The sequence below is a fragment of the Mongoliimonas terrestris genome (genome assembly GCF_001927285.1).
GTDB lineage: Bacteria > Pseudomonadota > Alphaproteobacteria > Rhizobiales > Pleomorphomonadaceae > Chthonobacter > Chthonobacter terrestris.
Window position 1 is genome coordinate 57,166 of record NZ_MSIG01000002.1, and the last position, 18,110, is coordinate 75,275.

Genomic DNA, 18,110 nt, shown 5'->3' on the forward strand with positions numbered 1-18,110 from the left:
TTCGTTCTGGACGAACAGCTTAGACGACCGGGTGAATGTCCGGGCCGTGGCGCGCGCCACGGCGTTCGCCACAGGTGTGGCGCCACAGGTGGGCACCGTCCGGCCTGATCGCGTCAGGCCCCGCGGGCCTTCCGCAGGCGGCGGTGGACCGTCGTGCGGTCAACGCCGAGGCGGCGGGCGAGTTCGGAGACGTTGCCGCCGCAGGCGGCGAGTTGGGCGTGGAGACCATCCGGCGCCGCCGTCACCCGCGCGCCGGGCCGGGCGGGCGGCGGCGCGGGGGCAAGGCCCTGAAGCTGGTCCGGCAGCACGGCGACGGTGATCTCCTCGCCGTCGGCGAGGGCGGCGGCGACCCGGAGGGCGTTCGCGAGTTCGCGGAGGTTGCCCGGCCAGCCGTGGGCGCGGAGCGCGCGCAGCGCCGGAGCCGACAGGTGGCGCACCTCGCCGGTCTCGCGACCGATGCGGGCGAGCACGTGCTCGGCGAGCCGGTCGAAGTCCAGGCGCTCGCGGAGCGGCGGCAGGCGGAGGGTGGCGGCGGCGAGGCGGAAGTAGAGATCCTCGCGGAAGCGGCCATCCGCCACCAGCGTCTCCAGCGCGTGGTGGGAGGCGGAGATGAGGCGGAGCCGCACCGGCACCGGCTTGTGCGCGCCGACCGGCACCACCTCCCCTTCGGAGAGGACGCGGAGGAGCCGGCTCTGCAGCCCATAGGGCATGTCGCCGATCTCGTCGAGGAAGAGCGTGCCGCCGTCCGCCGCCTCGATCAGGCCCATCCGCCCGCGCGGGGCGGCGCCGGTGAAGGCGCCCGGCGCGTAGCCGAACAGCTCGGATTCGATCAGGTGCTCCGGGATGGCGGCGCAGTTGACGGCGACGAAGCGGCCCGGGCTCGGCCGGCTGTCGTGGATGGCGCGGGCCAGATACTCCTTGCCGCTGCCGGTCTCGCCCTGGATCAGGATGGGGATGTCGCGGGCGGCGAGCTTGGCCGCCTTGGTCTGCACCGCCTCCATGGCGGGATCGCCGAAGCTGAGGTCGCGGAGCGCCTTCGGCATGGCCGGGCGGGCGGACGGCAGGCCGCGGAAGCTCGCAACCGGGGCGACGGCGCTGGCAAAGAGCGCCAGACCCGACCGGGTGCGCACCAGCCGCTCCCGGTCCGGCCGACCGCGCATGAGGCGCGGCAGATCGTTGACGTCGAGGTCCATGAAGCGGTCCACCGGCTGACCGACGAGGGCGGGCGTCTTCAGGCCGTCGAGGCCGAGATAGCCGGCGAGCGCCCGGAAGCCGCCGTGCGTCATGCCGGTGATCCGGCCGCTCCCGTCGAGGGAGAGCGCGCAGTCCGGGTCCACGTCGAGGAAATCCGGCGAGCGGGACAGGCGCAGCACCCAGTCGTTGCGGGTGCGCGCCATAAGGTTGGCGAGTTCGATCCGCCGCGCCGTGGCGGAGACGAGGTGCAGCGCCAGCTTCTGGCTGGCCTTGGCGGTGGGCGAGCGGAGCTGGGAGATGTCCAGCACGGCGGTGAGGTCGCCGAGCGTGTCGAAGATGGGCGCGGCCGTGCAGGTGAGGCCGATGTGCGTGGTGTCGAAGTGGTCGTCCTGGTGGATGATCACCGGCTTGCCCGAGACGATGCAGGCACCGACCGCGCACGTGCCGGCGCGCTGCTCCGACCATTCGGAGCCGAGATAGAGGCCGGCCTTGCGCAACTGGTTGTCGAAGGTCGGATCGCCCATGAAGTCGACCGTGACGCCGCGCGCGTCGGAGAGCAGCAGCACGTAGTTCTGGCTCGCCACGTGGCCGAACAGAGCCTCCAGGCCCGAGCGGCCGATGCGGATCAGCTCCTCGGCCTGTTCCCGGTGCTCCTTCAGGGTGGTCTCCGGCACGATGTAGGCCTCCTGCCCCCGTGCCGGATCCAGCTGGTAGTCGTTCACGCAGCGCAGCCACGACTGGACGACCGGCTCGTCGCGCCGGCTCTCGCTTCCCATGGCCACGCGCGCGATCTCCTCGATGTGCGAACGGGTCGACACCATCGCGCGCTCCTCCCGGTGCGAGTGTGGCACCAAGGCGCTGCGCCGGCAAACGGCGCGTAGGCGGATGCGCATGGAACGAGCGGCGCCGGCTTGATCTCTGTCAAATCGACTGGACAGACGAATTGTTAACTTGTCTGGACAGTTGATGGGAGGCCCTGATGCGCATCGTCTTCATCCACCCGAATTACCGCTCCGGCGGCGCCGAGATCGCCGGCAGCTGGCCGCCAGCCTGGGTCGCCTATCTGACGGGATCGTTGCGCCGGGCGGGCTTCGACGACATCCACTTCATCGACGCCATGACCAACGACCTCGACGATGCGGCCATCACCGAGCGGCTCGGCGCGCTGAAGCCGGACGTGGTGGGGGTGACGGCCATCACGCCCTCCATCTACGCGGCCGAGCGGATCCTGGAGATCGCCCGCGACCGGGTGCCGGGGGCGCTCCGCGTGCTCGGCGGCATCCACGCCACCTTCATGTACCGGCAGGTGCTCTTGGAGGCGCCGTGGGTGGACGTGATCGTGCGCGGCGAGGGCGAGGAGATCCTGGTGGCCCTGATGCAGGCGGCGGCGGCGGGACGCTGGCCGGCCGACCAGCGCGCCATCAAGGGCATCGCCTTCCGGGTCGGCGACGAGATCGTGGCGACCGAGGCGGCCCCGACCATCAAGGACCTGGACGGCATCGACCCGGACTGGTCTATCCTGGAATGGCCGAAGTACACCTACATCCCCCTCGGCGTGCGCGTCGCCATCCCCAACATGGCGCGCGGCTGCCCGTTCACCTGTTCCTTCTGCAGCCAGTGGAAGTTCTGGCGCGACTACCGGGTGCGCGACCCGAAGAAGGTGGTGGACGAGATTGAGCGGCTGGTGAACGACTACCAGGTCGGCTTCTTCATCCTGGCCGACGAGGAACCCACCATCAACCGCAAGAAGTTCGTGGAGTTCTGCGAGGAGCTGATCGCCCGCGACCTGCCGCGCCGGGTGCAATGGGGCATCAACACCCGCGTCACCGACATCTACCGCGACCGCGAGCTCCTGCCCTTCTACCGCAAGGCCGGCCTCGTCCACGTCAGCCTAGGCACCGAGGCGGCGGCGCAGATGAAGCTGGACCGCTTCAACAAGGAAACCACCGTCGCGCAGAATAAGGAGGCCATCCGGCTGCTGCGCGAGGCCGACATCCTGGTGGAGGCGCAGTTCATCGTCGGGCTCGACAACGAGACCGCCGAGACCCTGGAGGAGACCTTCCAGATGGCCTGGGACTGGCAGCCGGACCTTGCCAACTGGGCGATGTACACCCCCTGGCCGTTCACGCCCCTGTTCCAGGAGATGCGCGAAAAGGTCGAGAACTTCGATTTCTCCAAGTACAACTTCGTCACGCCCATCCTGAAGCCGCAGGCGCTGACGCGCGGCGAACTGCTCGACGGGGTGATGAAGAACTACCGGCGCTTCTACATGCGCAAGGCGCTGTTCCACTATCCCTGGCGCGGCACCGGCTACCGGCGGCGCTACCTGCTCGGGTGCCTGCGCGCCTTCCTGAAGGCCGGCGTGCAGCGCACCTTCTACGACCTCGGCAAGACCGGCTACTGGGGTCCGCAGACCAAGGGGTCCGCCCACTTCGACTATGACGCCAGCCGCACCCTCGCGGAAGCCGAGACCGACGACTGGGAGGCCGCCGCCGACCGGGCCGCGCGGGCGGCCGAGCGGCGCGAGGCGATCCGCCAGCAGGGCAAGGCCCGGGCACAGGAGCGGGCCGCAGCGGCACGCCAACCCGAGGGCGACGTGCTCGCGGCCGGGGCGATCGAGGCCGTGGCCGTCCGGGCCTGCGGCGGCGGCACCCGCCAGATGGACGAGATCTGACATGGCCGGCGACACGACCGGCCGGACGACCTTCCGGCCGGGCGAGCCCACGGACGCGCGAACGGGCCGGATCGGCCCGAACGCGATCCTCCAGCTCCTTCCCGTGCTGGAAGCACGGGGGGGTGACGCGCTTTCGCGCGCCGTCCTGGCCGACGCTGGCCTCGACAGAGCGCCTGCAGCGGACGCGATGGTGGACGAGCGGGTGGTGGCCGCCGTCCACCACGCGGTGCGCGCGCGCCTTGCCGGGGACGCGCGCGCCGTCGCCGTGGAGGCCGGCCGGCGGACGGCCGACTATATCCTCGTCCACCGCATCCCACGGCTCGCCCAGGCGGTGATCCGCATCCTGCCGCGGGCCGTCGCGGCCCGCATCCTCGCCCGGGCGATCGCCGCCCACGCCTGGACCTTCGCCGGAACCGGCCGCTTCCGCATCGCCGGCACCCGGCCGCTCGCCTTCGAGATCGCCGACAACCCGCTGATCCGGGGCGAGACGGCCGCCGCGCCGCTCTGTGACTGGCACGCCGCCGTGCTGGAGCGCCTCTTCGGCGCCCTCGTCGATCCGGACGCCCGCGTGGTCGAAACCGCTTGCGCCGCCGCCGGCGCCTCGGCCTGCCGCTTCGAGCTGCGGACCGCGCCGGGCCGGCGCAAGCGCCCGGCACGCGCAGCGACGTCACGGTCCGCCCCGGTCAGCACGCCGTTTACCAGCGGGTGATACCATCCGCGCGGAGGGCGCTTTTCGCCAATCCCCAGACCGGGCCCCCGCATGACATCGGACGCTGCCACCCCAACTGCACGCCGCCCCAATCGGCTCGCCCTCCTCGGCGCGGCGACCTCCGGGCTTCTCCTCCTCCTCGCCGGGGTGGCCCTGGCGCAGGACCACGCGGAGGTCTCTTCCGACGTCCTCGGCGGTCTGTTGCACGGGACCACGCGAGCGATCGAGATCGCCGGCATCGCCGTCATCCTGATCGGCGGGATCGCGGCCACCGGCCTCTACCTTAAGCGCCTGATGGCCGGCGACGGCGGACCGGACAGCTTCAAGGCCTACCGGTCGAGCGTCGGTCAGGCCATCCTGCTCGGTCTGGAGTTCCTGGTGGCCGCCGACATCATCGGCACGGTCGCCATCGAGCCGACCCTCGACAGCCTAGCGGTGCTCGCCGGCATCGTCCTGATCCGCACCTTCCTCAGCTTCTCGCTGGAGGTGGAGATCGACGGCCGCCTGCCCTGGCGCAAGGCTGACGCGGAGAAGGCGGCGTCGTAGCGAAGGGGCGACGCCCGATACCCGAAGCGGAACGATGCCGGGACAGGTCGGTTCGACAGGCAGCGGCCTTGCCGCACTGACCCGAACCCCGGAGCCGCCGATGAGCTACGTCCGCTTCGCCGCCATGATCACGACGTCCACCGTCGTGATGTACGGGCTCATGTACCTCAACACCTATGCGTTCGAGCACGTGCGCTTCAGCGAAACGCGGCTCTACATGGCGCTGGTGATGGGCGCGGCGATGGCGGTGATCATGCTGGCCTTCATGCTCGGCATGTACCGGCGCCGCGCCCTCAACGCCGGCATCTTCGTGGGCGCCGCCGCGGTGTTCGTCCTGGCGCTCTGGCTGGTGCGCAGCCAGACCACGGTGGAGGACGAGGCCTACATGCGGGCGATGATCCCGCACCACTCGATCGCCATCCTCACGAGCGAGCGGGCGAACATCCGCGACCCGCGCGTCCGTGAACTCGCCGACCAGATCATCAAGGCCCAGCGCCGCGAGATCGGCGAAATGGAGGATCTTCTGAACGCGCTCTCCGCCGAGCCCGTGCCGGCGGACGCGCCGATCCTGCCCGCGCGCCCATGACGGACGCGCGGCCGGCGGCGGTGTCAGGCGGCGGCGCGGGACATCCGCGCGGCCTTGGCGCGGCGCACGGCCTCACGGAAGGCTTCCGGCGTCTGGAAGCTGCCCGCGAAGCGCATGTCGAAGATGCGCTGGATCTCGGCGGGTACGGCACGCTCGAATTCGGTCGTCACGGCTTCGGCGGAAGAAATCCGGGCATCCATGGACGCTGTCCTCCCCATCCTCGTCCCTCTGAGGACCCGCAAAATCGTAGCCGGCTTCGATTCTTGCAAGCGCTGAATCGAGTTCTCCACGATTGTCTTAACAAATTTTCCTCATCGGCCGCCGAAAGGCCGGCCGCCGGCCGAGCGCCGGCAGCCGTTCGGGCCTTGCTCAGCCTCCAATTCATCCCTGCAGGCGCTCGAACAGGATGGCGACGGCCTCCGCGCCGGGGTCGGCATGGCCGCGCAGCTGTTCGGCGTTGATGTAGGTGGAGCGGCCCGCCTTGGCGCGCACCATCTGGGCGGTGGCGTTGGCCCCCTCGCGGGCTGCCCGGGCCGCCGCCGGCAGGCCGCCCTCGGCGAGACTGGCGAGGGCCGGGTGGAGGGCGTCCACCATGGTGCGGTCGCCGAGCTGGGCGCCGCCGATCTCCTGCATGCGCTGCAGGCCGGCCTTCAGCGCCTCGGTGAGCGACAGGCCGCTGGAGGCGGCGTCGCCCGCCGCGGCGAAGAAGATCGCCAGGAGCACGCCGGACGAGCCGCCCATGGTCTGGCTGAGCTCCAGGCCGATGGCCCGGCAGAGCTGGGTGTGGTCGGCGAGCGGCAGGTCGTCCATCACAGAGAGCAGCGAGCGGGCGGCGCCGGCGAGCGTCGACCCGGTGTCGCCGTCGCCGGCCTTGGCGTCGAGCTGGTTGAGGAGGGCTTCCGCGCCGATCAGGATCTCGCAGCAGCGGGTGAGGAAGGCACGGGTCGGCGCGTGGGCGGAGGGCAGCGGCTTGATGGGCTTCAGCCCGTCCGGCAGGTTGACGACCTCCACCGGCGTCAGCCGGCTGATGCCCGGCCAGGCGGCGGGCCCGCAGGGCGCTTCCAGGGCGGCCAGATGGGTGCCGTCGGCCGGGTAGACCGACACCGAGAAGCCGCGCATGTCGAGCGACGTCATCATGGCGGCCGGGCCGATCACGTGGCCGATGCGGTCGGCGATGGGCGAGCGGGCCAGCTCGTAGAGCAGCACCTGCATCTCCAGCACCGAGGCGCCGCCGAGATTGTTGATGAGGACGGTGTGGGGAACGCCCGGCCGCATGAAGGGCGAGAGCTTCTCCGCCACCATGGCGACGGCGCCGCGCGCGTCCACATAGTCGACCTGCTCGACGCCCGCCTCGCCGTGGATGCCGAGGCCGAGCTCCGCCTTGCCGGCCGGGATGCGGTCCTCCTTCGGGGCGCCCGGCACCGTGCAGGTGTCTAGCGACATGCCGATGGAGTGGATGCCGGCGATCACCTGTTCGGCCGCCGCCGTGACGGTGGCAAGGTCCGCCCCGCTGTCGGCGAGCGCGCCGGCGATCTTGTGGACGAACAGGGTGCCGGCGACGCCGCGCGCCTGCGGCAGGTCGGGCAGGGCCACGTCGTCGTCGACGATGACGACCCGCACGTTGAGCCCGAAGGCGCGGGCGCGCTCGGCGGCGAGGCCGAAGTTCAGCCGGTCGCCGGTGTAGTTCTTCACGATCAGGAGGCAGCCCGCGCGACCGGTGACGGCCAGGATGCCGGCGAGTACCGCGTCCACCGACGGGCTGGCGAACACGTCGCCGCACACCGCCGCCGTCAGCATGCCCGGTCCGACAAAGCCGGCGTGCGCCGGCTCGTGCCCGGCGCCGCCACCGGAGACGAGCGCCACCTTGGAGCGGTCCCAGTCGGCGCGCACGACGACGCGGATGTGCGGGAAGCCGTCCAGCCGGGCAAGTCGGCCACCGGAGGCCGCCACCAGCCCGTCGATCGCCTCGGCGACGATGTCTTCCTTCTTGTTGATGAACTGGGTCATTTGTCCCCCCTTCTTTTGCTTGGCTCATGGCGTTCGGACGTGTCCGACCGTCATGAGCGTAACGGCCTGACCGGCCGGCGCCCGGTCGGGCTTGCCTGCGCTCGTCACGTCCCGACAGGTCGGGACGTGACGAGCTTGGTTTCATGGCACCCTGGCGCCGGAGGCGTCGAAGTAGAACGGCCGCTCGGGCCGGATCCTGACGATGTCACCCGTGGCGAGCGGCGTGTGCGGTTCGGTGACCGTCACGATGGCGTGGCTGCGGAAATCGAGGTGGAGCCGGGTCTGGTCGCCGAGGCGTTCCACCCGGGTGACCACGCTCTCCTCCCCCTCCCCCTGGCGGATCTGCTCCGGCCGAAGGCCGATGGTGCGCGCGGCGGGCGGCGCCCCGGCGAAGAGATCGGCCGGCAGGAGGTTGATGCGCGGCTGGCCGAGCCGGCTCGCTGCGTAGACGCTGACCGGATTCTCGTAGATCTCGCGCGGGCTGCCGACCTGCACGAGGACGCCCTCGTCCAGCACGCCGACGCGGGTCGCCATGGTCATGGCCTCGATCTGGTCGTGCGTCACGTAGAGGAAGGTCGCGCCCGTGTCCGCCTGGATGCGCTTCAGCTCGATGCGAAGGTCCGCCCGAAGCTTCGCGTCGAGCGAGCTCAGCGGCTCGTCCATCAGGTAGACCGCCGGATTGCGCACCAGCGCCCGGCCGATGGAGACGCGCTGCATCTCGCCGCCGGAGAGCGCCGTCGCCCGGTTGTCGAGCTTGTGGGCGATCTGCAGCGTCTCGGCCACCTGCCGCACCTTGCGCTCGATCTCGGCGGGCGGCGTGCGCAGGATCGGCGACTTCAGCGGAAAGGCGAGGTTCTCCCGCACGGTGAGGTGCGGGTAGAGCGAATACTGCTGGAACACCATGGCGACGTTCCGCTCGGCGGGCGACAGGTCCGTCACCCGTCGGCCGCCGATGTGGATGTCGCCCGCGTCCGGCCGGTCGAGGCCGGAGACCATGCGCAGCACCGTCGTCTTGCCGGCGCCAGTCGGCCCGAGCAGCACCACGAACCCGCCGTCCGGCACGGTCAGCGACACCTGGTCGAGGGCCGTCACCGCGCCGAACGTCCTGGTGACCGCGTTGAGGACCACGTCAGCCATGACCGAGCACCCTTTCGTTGGCGGCGGAGCGGAGGGCGGCGCCGTCCGTGCCGCGGAACACCGTCAGGGTGCGCGCGTCGAAGCCGAGGCCCGTGGTCTCGCCGGGGCGCACCACCCGGTCGGAGGCAAGGCGCGCCTTCACCTCGCCGTGGGGCGTGCGAAGCGTCACGATCTGCGTGGTGCCGAGATATTCCGCGGCGATCACCTCGCCCCGGTATTGCGCCCCGTCGTCGAGGCGCACGTGCTCCGGCCGGACGCCGAGCACCAGGTCGCCGGACGCGCCCTCCCGCGTCACCGGCACGTCCACAGGCACGCCGCCGAGGTCGATCCGGCTGTCTCCGGCCGCCACCGTGCCGGGGAAGCGCAGCACGTTCATGGGCGGCGAGCCGATGAAGTTGGCGACGAACAGCGTCGCCGGCCAGTCGTAGATGTCCTGCGGCACGCCGAACTGCTCCACCACGCCGTGGTTCATGACGACGATCTTGTCGCCCATCTGCATGGCTTCCAACTGGTCGTGGGTGACGTAGACCGTGGTGGCGCCCATGCGGTCGTGGAGCGCCCGCAGCTCCTCCGCCATGTGCTCGCGGAACTCCGCGTCGAGCGCGCCGAGCGGCTCGTCCATGAAGAAGGCCTTCGGCCGCCGCACGATGGCCCGGCCGAGCGCCACCCGCTGGCGGTCGCCGCTGGAAAGGCCGCCGACGGGCTTGGCCAGCATAGTCTCGATGCCGAGGATCTTCGCCACCTCCATCACGCGCGCCTTCGTGTCGGCGCGGCTCATGCCCTGCGAGCGGAGCGGATAGCCGATGTTGCCGCCGACGGTCATGTGCGGATAGAGCGCGAACATCTGGAACACGAAGGCGATGTCACGCTGGCTCGCGCGCTTCTGCGCCACCTCCTCGCCGTCGATGTAGATCTCGCCCGCGGTCGGCAGTTCCAAACCCGCCATCATCCGGAGCGTCGTGGTCTTGCCGCAGCCGGAGGGGCCGAGGAGCATGAAGAACTCGCCGTCCTCGATGGTGAAGGTCGACGACCGGACCGCCGTGAAGGCGCCGAACTCCTTGCGGAGGTTGTTGATTCTGATCTGCGCCATCGGTCACTCCGGGAACTTGCCGACGATCATGAAAAGGATCGTGCCGGTCAGCGTGACCGTGAAGGACCAGCTGTAGGCGGCCATCAGAAAGGGCTGCATCATCATGAAGACGCCAAGGGCGATGAGGAGCGAGGCCACCATCTCCCATTGGCCGCGGCGGAAGCGGACGAGGCCGGTGAGGAAGGTCGTCATTTGCGCACCGCTCCGAAGGTGATGCCACGCAGGAGGTGCTTGCGCAGCAGGATGGTGAACACCATCACGGGCAGCAGGAAAAGCGTCGCGCCCGCCGCCACCGCCGGCCAGTCCTGGCCGCCGATGCCGATGATGGTGGGGATGAAGGGCGGCGCGGTCTGCGCCTGGCCGGAGGTGAGGAGCACCGCGAAGGCGTACTCGTTCCAGGCGAAGATCAGGCAGAAGATGGCGGTCGAGGCGATGCCCGTGGCCGCCTGCGGCAGCACCACCTTCCAGAACGCCTGGAAGCGGGTGTAGCCGTCGATCAGCGCCGCCTCCTCGTACTCCACCGGGATCTCGTCGATGAAGCCCTTCAGAAGCCAGACCGAGAGCGAGAGGTTGACGGCGGTGTAGAGCAGGATCATGCCCGCGTGGGTGTCGGAGAGCCCGGCCGCCCGGTACATGAGGAAGATCGGGATGGCGACCGCGATCGGCGGCATCATGCGGGTGGAGAGGATGAAGAAGAGGAGATCGTCCTTCAGCGGGATCTTGAAGCGCGAGAAGGCGTAGGCCGCGAAGGTGCCGAGGAAGACCGACAGGAAGGTGGAGCCGAAGCCGATGATGACCGAGTTGAGGAAGCGCTCGCCGAACCGCGACGGCCCGACGATGGTCTGGTTGTTCTCCGCCACGATCCGCTCGTACCAGGTCTCTGGCGGGTTCGCCGCCAAGGCCTCCGGCGTCGCCCGGGTCTGCGTGGTGAAGAGGTTGACGTAGCCCTCCACCGTCGGCTCGAACAAAAGCTTCGGCGGATAGGCGATGGCGTCCGACGGCGACTTGAAGCCGGTCGCGATGATCCACACCAGCGGCATCAGGGCGACGAGGGCATAGAGCGCCACGAGCGTGCCGGCCACCCACTTCTGCGTGGGCGAGGGTTCGGTGACGGAAAAGCTGCTCATCTCTGCTTCACCCTGTTGAGCGCCTTCACGTAGATCGCCGCGAGGCCGTAGACCGTGACGAAGAGGATGATGGCGTAGGCGGACGAATAGCCCGTGCGCCACTTCTCGAACGCCTCGCGCTTCAGGTTGATGGAGGTCACCTCCGTGAGGGAGCCGGGGCCGCCGCCGGTCAGCTGCACCACGAGGTCGAACATCTTGAAGTTCTCGATGCCGCGGAAGAGCACCGCCAGCATCAGGAAGGGCAGCACCATCGGCACCGTGATGGTCCAGAACTGCCGAAACGGGGACGCCCGATCGCACTCGGCCGCCTCGTAGATGCTGTCCGGAATGGACCTGAGGCCCGCCAGGCAGATCAGCATCACGAAGGGCGTCCACATCCAGGTGTCGACGATCACGATCGACCAGGGCGCCAGCGAGACGTCGGCGATCATGGAGAAGCTCGACGGATCCTGCCCGGTGAGGAAGCCGACCGCGTAGTTGAAGAGGCCGATCTGCGGCTGGTAGAGAAAGGTCCAGAAGTTGCCCACCACCGCCGGCGACAGCATCATCGGCAGCACGATGATGGTGGTCCAAAGATCGTTGCCGCGGAACTTGCGGTTGATCAGCCAGGCGAGCCAGAAGCCGATCACGATCTGCAGGAAGAGCGTCCAGAACAGGAAGTGCGCGGTCGCCTGCATGGACAGCCAGATGTCGGTGTCCGTCAGGATGCGCGTGTAGTTCTGGGTGCCGACGAAGCGGATGTCCTCGTTCGGCCGGTTGACCCGGAAGTTCGTGAAGCTGAGCCCGATCGTCCAGATGAGCGGGAAGATGTTGATGGCAAGCAGGAGGACGATCGTCGGCCCGACGAAGATCCAGGCCAGCGCCCGGTCCGACAAGCCTCTCACGCCACGGGCGAGCCTCTGCGGAGTCGCCTCTGCCAGGCGATCCATCGCTACCTTGGACATCGGAGGTCCTTTTCCACATCACGCTTGGTCGGAAAACGCGCGGGACCGGGCTGGCTCCAGCCCCGCGCGGCTCTGACGCGCGCCCCCATGGGAGCGCGCACCCGTCGGTTGCCTGCGCCGCTGATGCGGCGGGGGATCACCCGCGCCGCACCCGCGGCGGGGCGGCGGGATCAGAGCTTGCCTTCGTCCTCGAAGACTTCCGTCCAGTCCTCCACGAGGCCGTCGAGGGCCTCCTGGGCGGTGCCGTTGCCGGCCACCACATAGTCGTGGACGCGCCGCTGCATGGGCTGCAGCAGGGAGGCGTAGGCCGGCTCGGCCCAGAAGTCCTTCACGATGGCCATGCTGTCGAGGAAGGTCTGGGCGTAGGGCTGGCTGGTGGCGAAGCTCGGGTCTTCGACCACCGAGCGGAGCGCCGAGTAGCCGCCGACCGACCACCACTTCTTCTGGACGTCCGGCTGCGCGAACCACTGGATGTAGGCGAGCGCGGCGTCCTTCTCGTCGGTGTTGGCGACGACCGAGATGCCCTGGCCGCCGAGCTGGGCGAAGTGCCCGTTCGGGCCCGGCGGGTTGGGGAAGTAGCCCGACTTGTCGCCGCCGACGGTCGGGTCGGCGTGCACGCCCGGCCAGATGAAGGCGAAGTTCATCTGCATGGCCACCTGGCCCGACTTGTAGGCGTCGATGTTCTCCGACATGTACCAGTCGGAGGCGCCCGGCGGGGTGCAGCAGTCGTAGAGCGCCTTGTAGAACTCCAGGCCCTTGGCGGCATCCGGCGAGTTGACGAAGCCGGCGAGGTCGTACGGCTTGTCCGGGTTCTCGTACTTGAAGCCGTAGTTGTAGAGGATGTTGGTCACCCCCATGGTGATGCCTTCCGAGCCGCGCTCCGTGTAGAGGGCGGCGCCGTAGACCGTCTTGCCGTCGATCTCGCGGCCCTGGAAGAACTCGGCGATGTCCTTCAGCTCGTCGAGGTTGGCCGGCACGCCGAGGTCGCGGCCGTACTTGGTCTTGAACTCTTCCTGAAGCTCCGGACGGGAGAACCAGTCCTTGCGGTAGGTCCAACCCACCACGTCGCCGAACGCCGGCAGCGCCCAGTAGTTGGGCGTGTTCTTCGGCCACTGCGCGTAGCCGACCACGGTGGCCGGAATGAAGTCGTCCATCTTGATGCCGTTGGCATCGAAGAACTCGTTCAGCTTCAGGTACTGGCCGTTCTCAGCCGCGCCGCCGATCCACTGGCTGTCGCCGATCAACAGGTCGCAGAGCTTACCGCCAGAGTTGAGCTCGTTGAGCATGCGGTCGGCGAAGTTCGGCCAGGGCACGAACTCGAAGCTCATCTTGTGGCCGGACTCCTTCTCGAAGTCCTTGGAAAGCTCCACGAGCGCGTTGGCAGGGTCCCAGGCGGCCCAGCAGAGCGTCAGGTCCGCGGCGCTGGCCGAGGCCGTGGAAAGCCCGATGCCGGCCAGGCACGTGCCGGCGGCTGCCAATGTGGCGAGATGTCCTCTCATCACGTACGTCCTCCCCTTTTGCGTTCCGCGTCTCCTCGCGCGGATGGTCACCGCAACAGTCTTAAATGAGGTACGAGCCTCAGTGCAATAAAATTCTGAGGCACGTACGTCAAAGACCGTTGCGGTCGGCGTGGAAAACCGACAAAAAAGGCAGATGGAACGAACGGAAAGCGCAATGCGGCCCACCACGAAGGATCTTGCGAAAGCCGCGGGCGTCAGCCTTGCCACGGTGGACAGAGTGCTGAACGGACGGGCTGGCGTGCGCCGGGAGACGGTGGCCGCCGTGAACGACGCCATCGAGAAGCTGGGCTTCGTGCGCAACCTCTCGGCCGCCAATCTGGCGCGCGGCCGCACCTACCGCTTCCGCTTCCTGCTGCCGAAGTCCGGCGACCTCTTCATGGACAGCATGATCGCCCACATCGAGGAGGCCCGGCATGCCTTCGCGGCGGAGTTCGTGGACGTCGGCTACCGCCGCGAGATCGGCAGCGACCCGCACCAGATAGCCCGGGTGCTCGCCCAGATCGACCCGGACACCCTCGACGGCGTCGCCCTGATGGCGCCGGAAGCGCCCCAGGTGCGCGACGCCACCTCGCGGTTGCGCGAACGCGGGGTGCACGTGGTGCAGTTCGTCTCCGGGCAGCCCGGCGTGCGCGAGGCGGATTTCGTCGGCGTCGACAACCGCGCCGCCGGCGCCACGGCGGGCCGAATCATGGGCCGCTTCTGCGGCGGGCGGACGGGCGCGATCCTGATCGTCAGCGAGACCATGAACGCCCGCGACAGCCTGGAGCGCCGACACGGCTTCGACTTCGTCGTCGCCCGCGACTTCCCCATGCTCACCGCCCTCCCCACCCTGGAGACACACGGCGACGCGGAGCGGGCCCGCGCCATCATCGCCAAGGCCTACGCCACCCACGGCGCCATTATCGGCGCCTACGTGCTGAGTTCGGAGGCCCGGCTGGCGCTGGAGGCCATCGCCGACGTCAGCGATCCCTTGAAGCAGGTGATCATCGCCCACGAGCGCACGCGATTCTCCGAGGCGCTGCTCCGCAACGGCCAGCTCGACGCGGTCATCGCCCAGAACCCCGGCCACCTCATCCGCAGCGCCCTTCGCGTCCTTCGCGCCCGCTGCGACGAACGCGAACCGATCGCCTCCCAAGAGGACATCCGCATCGAGATCCTCCTGCGCGAAAACCTCGGCGACTGGTCGGAAGAGACCGACCGGGCGAGGCACCCGTCTTAACCGGCTCGTGAAGATAGGACCTGTCCGACCTTCACGAGCCCGCCCTCACCCCACCGGCGCGCTGTCGGCGACGATGCGGCCGTCCTCCAGCGTCACGATGCGGTCGGCGCGGTCGAGGATGCGGTTGTCGTGGGTGACCATCAGGGTGGTGGTGCCGCGGGTCTGGCCGAGCCGCTTCAGGACGTCCACCACGTTGAGGCCGCTCTCCCGGTCGAGGGCGGCGGTCGGCTCGTCGGCGAGGATCAGGTCCGGGTTGCCCACGAGGGCGCGGGCGATGGCGACGCGCTGCTTCTGGCCGCCGGAGAGGTTGGCCGGCAGGTAGTCCATCCGATCGGCAAGGCCGAACAGCGTCAGCGCGTGGGCGGCCGCGGCCCGCTCCGTCGGCCCATCGGCGCGGCCGTGCACCATCAGGCCCATCAGCACATTCTCAATGGCCGTCAGGCTTTCGTGGAGGTTGTGCGCCTGGAAGATGAAGCCGAGCCGTCGCCTGAGGGCGATCAGCGCGTCGGACCGCGCGCCCTTCAGCTCGTGGCCGAGCAGGCGCACCGACCCGTCCTGCACCTCGCGCAGGCACCCCACCAGGGTGAGCACCGTCGTCTTGCCCGACCCCGACGGCCCGACGAGCGCGGTGAAGCTGCCGCGCGGGATGGTCAGCGTCACGTCGTGGAGCGCCTGCTTGCGCACCTCCCCCGCGCCGAACCAGTGGTTAACGCCGCGAGCGACCACCGGAGCGTCCTCTGTCATCGCGGCCTCCCTCAGAACAGGTCGGCGGGATCGGCCGCCGCCAGGCGACGGGTCGCGATGGCGCCCGACAGGGTGCTGAACACGATGGTGCCGATGAAGACCGTGATCGCCATGCTGGCCGTCATCTGCAGCGGCAGCGTGGTGACGCGCCCCATGACGGTCAGGATCGTGGTCCCGACGACGAAGCCGGGCACGAAGCCGAGCACCCCGAGGATCAGCGCCTCCTCCAGCACCACACCGAGGAAGAAGGTCTGCGGATAGCCCATGGCCTTGAAGGTCGCGTATTCGCGCAGGTGATCGGCCACGTCCGTGGAGAGCACCTGATAGACGATGACGAGCCCGACGAGCACCCCGATCACCACGCCGAAGCCGAAGATGATGCCCGTCGGCCGCTTGGTCTGCTGGTAGGTGAGGTCCTCGTCGGCCGCCGCCTCGAACGTGCGGATGCGCAGGCTCTTGTCGGAGATGAGGGCACCGAGCCGCGTGACCACCCGCTCCGGATCGGCCCCTGGCGCGATCTTCAGGAGGATGTGGTCCGGCGCCGCCGAGCGCCGGGCTGGAAAGAGCGTCAGGAAGGTCTGGTCGGAGACCATCATGTAGCCGTCGCCGCCGAACCCGCCGCCGCCTGCGAACGTGTCGTGGAGGGTGACCGTATCGCCCGAGACCTCGAACGTCAGTGGCGTCTGCGGCCGGATGGCGGCGGCCTCGTCGCGCGGCAGCCCCCGGGTGAAGCGGTCGAGAAGCCCGGCGTTCTGAAGCTCCAGCACCTGCGCCTTCGCGGCAATGGCCGGGTCGAGGAAGCCGGGCAGCGCCGGGTCGATGCCGAAGGTCGTCAGCACCAGCGCCTTGTCGGCCCGCTGCCATGTGACGTTGGCGATGAAGAGCCCCATGCCGGCCGTCACCTCCGGGTCGGCCAGCGCCTGCAGCAGCCATTGTCGCGCTACGTTGCCGCCTTCGGTCAGCGTGTTGGCGTCCGGCGCCGAGATCATGATGTCGGCCTGGAAGAAGGCGTAGGGCCGGAGCGTCGCCGACGCCATGGAGTTCATGATGCCGAGCTGCACGAACACGAGCACGTTGGCGAAGGCGACGCCGGCGATCGCCGAGGCGAAGCGCGTCTTCGAATGGGTGAGCTGCAGCCAGCCGATCGGCAGGCGCCCGAAGAGGCGCGACAGGAGCCGGCTCAAGGGCTCGCCTCCGCGCCGGCGGAGACCTTCGTCCCCGCCCCGGCCCCGGTGTCGATCCTTGCGATGACCTCCAGGTTCACATAGCGGGACGCCGCCTCCGACACCGCCGGATCGAGCGCCACGATCACCCGCACCACGCGGGCGTCCGTGTTGGCGGCGGTGTCGTCGGAGACGAGACCCTGCCGCCCGACCGTCAGGCCGATCGACTGTACCTTGCCTTGGAAGGTCCGGCCGAGGGCCGTCGCCACCAGCTCCACCGGCTGGCCGGGCGCGACCTGACCGATGCGGTCCTGCCAGATCTCCGCCTCGGCGGTCATCCGGTCGGTGAAGCCCATCTCCATGATGCCTTCCGCCGGCGGGCGCTCGCCGGGTGTGGCGTGGATGTCCAGGATGGTGCCGGTGATCGGCGCCACCACGGCCGCGCGGGCGAGGTCCCGCTTGGCGCGGGCAAGCTCCGCTTCAGCGGCGTCGCGGTTGCGGGCGGCCACGATCACGTCCGGCTGCTCGTCGAGCGCCACGGACGTGTAGCGGGCGAGCGTCGCCTCGGTCTTGCGCACCGCCGCCGTCGCCTGAAGCTCAGCGGCCGCGGCCGCGTCGAGAGTGGCGCGGCTGGCGACGGCGCGGGCGAACAGCTCCTCCGTCCGCGCCCGGTTGGCCTTCGCTTCCGCCTCGGCGGAGAGCGCCTGGTCGAGCAGCGCCTGCGTCTCGTCCCGGCTGTTGCGGACGGCGGCCACCGTCTGGGCGAGCGCGGCATCCTTGACCGCGAGGTTGGCCTCGGCGAGGAGCACGGCGCTTTCCAGCACGTCGGCGTTGTCGAGATGGGCGACCGGTGCTCCCTTCTCCACCCGGTCGCCGACCGCCACCAGGATCTCGGCGATTCGCGCGTCGCCAGCCCCGTAGGGCGCCGCCACGATGGAGACGTCCCCCTCCGGCATCAGCCGGGCGAGCCCCACCACGTCGGTCGCCCGCATGGTCTCCACCATGTCGCGCGGGATCTCGATGTCGGGCGGCAGGGCGATCGGGGACGCGGAGCCGGCGCCCGGCGTCAGGCCGGTCAGCTCGTAGAAGCGCTTCAGCCCGGGCGGCTGAAAGTACATGCCGAGCACCGCACCGGTGAACATGAACAGCGGGATGAGCAGCACCAGGAGAAAGCGCTTGCGGAACAGCCGCCGCCTTCCGTGCGCCGAGGCCCCGCCCGCGTCGTGGTTCACCACCACCAACGGCAGGTCGTCGTCAGGCATGCGATCCATGGCCCCAATCCCCCTCGCCGTCCGGACCTTTCGGCATCCATAGCGGAAGCCAGCCCGAACCATATGCCGAAGCGGTCGCGGATTGTATCAAGCGGTCGCACGGATGCGATCTCTTCCAGGTCTGCGCAATGCGATCCGCCAGCAGACCCGGAGGGCGTGTTCTTGGAAGCCTGCCCGGA

17 protein-coding genes are annotated in these 18,110 nt (G+C 69.6%); 5 read left to right on the forward strand and 12 right to left on the reverse strand.

Going from position 1 to position 18,110, the window contains the following annotated elements; genetic code table 11:
* Positions 1-113 precede the first annotated feature (113 nt).
* Positions 114-2,015, reverse strand: coding sequence for a sigma-54-dependent Fis family transcriptional regulator (locus BUQ68_RS02760; RefSeq protein WP_075214422.1), 1,902 nt, complete (start codon positions 2,013-2,015; stop codon positions 114-116).
* A 158-nt stretch (positions 2,016-2,173) separates the two neighbouring features.
* On the opposite strand from BUQ68_RS02760, the gene bchE reads away from it, so the two are divergent.
* The 4 genes from bchE to BUQ68_RS02780 all read left to right on the forward strand — a co-directional run bounded on the left by bchE (position 2,174) and on the right by BUQ68_RS02780 (position 5,709).
* Positions 2,174-3,868: a magnesium-protoporphyrin IX monomethyl ester anaerobic oxidative cyclase gene (gene bchE / locus BUQ68_RS02765; protein ID WP_075214423.1), complete on the forward strand. Its 1,695-nt coding sequence runs from the start codon at positions 2,174-2,176 to the stop codon at positions 3,866-3,868.
* 1 nt (position 3,869) lies between these two features.
* Complete coding sequence (bchJ, locus tag BUQ68_RS02770) at positions 3,870-4,577, forward strand: bacteriochlorophyll 4-vinyl reductase (RefSeq protein ID WP_083656186.1); 708 nt, start codon at positions 3,870-3,872, stop codon at positions 4,575-4,577.
* 51 nt (positions 4,578-4,628) lie between these two features.
* On the forward strand, positions 4,629-5,123 hold the full coding sequence (locus tag BUQ68_RS02775; RefSeq protein ID WP_083656187.1) for a DUF1622 domain-containing protein: 495 nt from the start codon (positions 4,629-4,631) through the stop codon (positions 5,121-5,123).
* 100 nt (positions 5,124-5,223) lie between these two features.
* Complete coding sequence (locus BUQ68_RS02780; protein WP_075214424.1) at positions 5,224-5,709, forward strand: DUF305 domain-containing protein; 486 nt, start codon at positions 5,224-5,226, stop codon at positions 5,707-5,709.
* A 23-nt stretch (positions 5,710-5,732) separates the two neighbouring features.
* On the opposite strand, the gene BUQ68_RS23550 is transcribed toward BUQ68_RS02780, so the two are convergent.
* From BUQ68_RS23550 to BUQ68_RS02815, 8 genes are all read right to left on the reverse strand, one after another.
* A complete protein-coding gene (locus tag BUQ68_RS23550; RefSeq protein ID WP_175577717.1) occupies positions 5,733-5,909 on the reverse strand; it encodes a hypothetical protein in 177 nt (58 codons plus the stop codon).
* 181 nt (positions 5,910-6,090) lie between these two features.
* Positions 6,091-7,716 carry a dihydroxyacetone kinase subunit DhaK gene (locus tag BUQ68_RS02785; protein WP_075214425.1) on the reverse strand — a complete coding sequence of 542 codons (1,626 nt, stop codon included), beginning with the start codon at positions 7,714-7,716 and terminating at the stop codon, positions 6,091-6,093.
* A 141-nt stretch (positions 7,717-7,857) separates the two neighbouring features.
* Positions 7,858-8,853: an ABC transporter ATP-binding protein gene (locus tag BUQ68_RS02790; RefSeq protein WP_075214426.1), complete on the reverse strand. Its 996-nt coding sequence runs from the start codon at positions 8,851-8,853 to the stop codon at positions 7,858-7,860.
* Positions 8,846-9,943, reverse strand: coding sequence for an ABC transporter ATP-binding protein (locus tag BUQ68_RS02795; protein WP_075214427.1), 1,098 nt, complete (start codon positions 9,941-9,943; stop codon positions 8,846-8,848). Before BUQ68_RS02795 ends, BUQ68_RS02790 begins: the two co-directional genes overlap by 8 nt.
* A gap of 3 nt (positions 9,944-9,946) precedes the next feature.
* A complete protein-coding gene (locus BUQ68_RS02800) occupies positions 9,947-10,135 on the reverse strand; it encodes a hypothetical protein (protein WP_075214428.1) in 189 nt (62 codons plus the stop codon).
* Positions 10,132-11,070, reverse strand: a complete 939-nt coding sequence (locus BUQ68_RS02805) for a carbohydrate ABC transporter permease (protein ID WP_075214429.1) — start codon at positions 11,068-11,070, stop codon at positions 10,132-10,134. The genes BUQ68_RS02800 and BUQ68_RS02805 overlap by 4 nt, the downstream gene beginning before the upstream one ends.
* Positions 11,067-12,014, reverse strand: a complete 948-nt coding sequence (locus BUQ68_RS02810) for a carbohydrate ABC transporter permease (RefSeq protein WP_075214430.1) — start codon at positions 12,012-12,014, stop codon at positions 11,067-11,069. Before BUQ68_RS02810 ends, BUQ68_RS02805 begins: the two co-directional genes overlap by 4 nt.
* A 170-nt stretch (positions 12,015-12,184) precedes the next feature.
* Positions 12,185-13,513, reverse strand: coding sequence for an ABC transporter substrate-binding protein (locus tag BUQ68_RS02815; RefSeq protein WP_075214431.1), 1,329 nt, complete (start codon positions 13,511-13,513; stop codon positions 12,185-12,187).
* Between the two features lie 175 nt (positions 13,514-13,688).
* Between BUQ68_RS02815 and BUQ68_RS02820 the strand changes: the two genes are divergently transcribed.
* The gene (locus BUQ68_RS02820) at positions 13,689-14,753 is read left to right on the forward strand and encodes a LacI family DNA-binding transcriptional regulator (RefSeq protein WP_075214432.1); all 1,065 of its coding nucleotides are present in this window, start codon (positions 13,689-13,691) and stop codon (positions 14,751-14,753) included.
* Positions 14,754-14,798: 45 nt separating this feature from the next.
* Here BUQ68_RS02820 and BUQ68_RS02825 read toward each other — a convergent pair whose 3' ends face one another.
* From BUQ68_RS02825 to BUQ68_RS02835, 3 genes are read right to left on the reverse strand one after another with little or no spacing between them, the layout of a single operon-like run.
* The gene (locus BUQ68_RS02825) at positions 14,799-15,497 is read right to left on the reverse strand and encodes an ATP-binding cassette domain-containing protein (protein WP_075214433.1); all 699 of its coding nucleotides are present in this window, start codon (positions 15,495-15,497) and stop codon (positions 14,799-14,801) included.
* A gap of 11 nt (positions 15,498-15,508) precedes the next feature.
* Positions 15,509-16,681 carry an FtsX-like permease family protein gene (locus BUQ68_RS02830; RefSeq protein ID WP_075214434.1) on the reverse strand — a complete coding sequence of 391 codons (1,173 nt, stop codon included), beginning with the start codon at positions 16,679-16,681 and terminating at the stop codon, positions 15,509-15,511.
* Positions 16,678-17,931: an HlyD family efflux transporter periplasmic adaptor subunit gene (locus BUQ68_RS02835; RefSeq protein ID WP_075214435.1), complete on the reverse strand. Its 1,254-nt coding sequence runs from the start codon at positions 17,929-17,931 to the stop codon at positions 16,678-16,680. Before BUQ68_RS02835 ends, BUQ68_RS02830 begins: the two co-directional genes overlap by 4 nt.
* Positions 17,932-18,110: the final 179 nt, after the last annotated feature.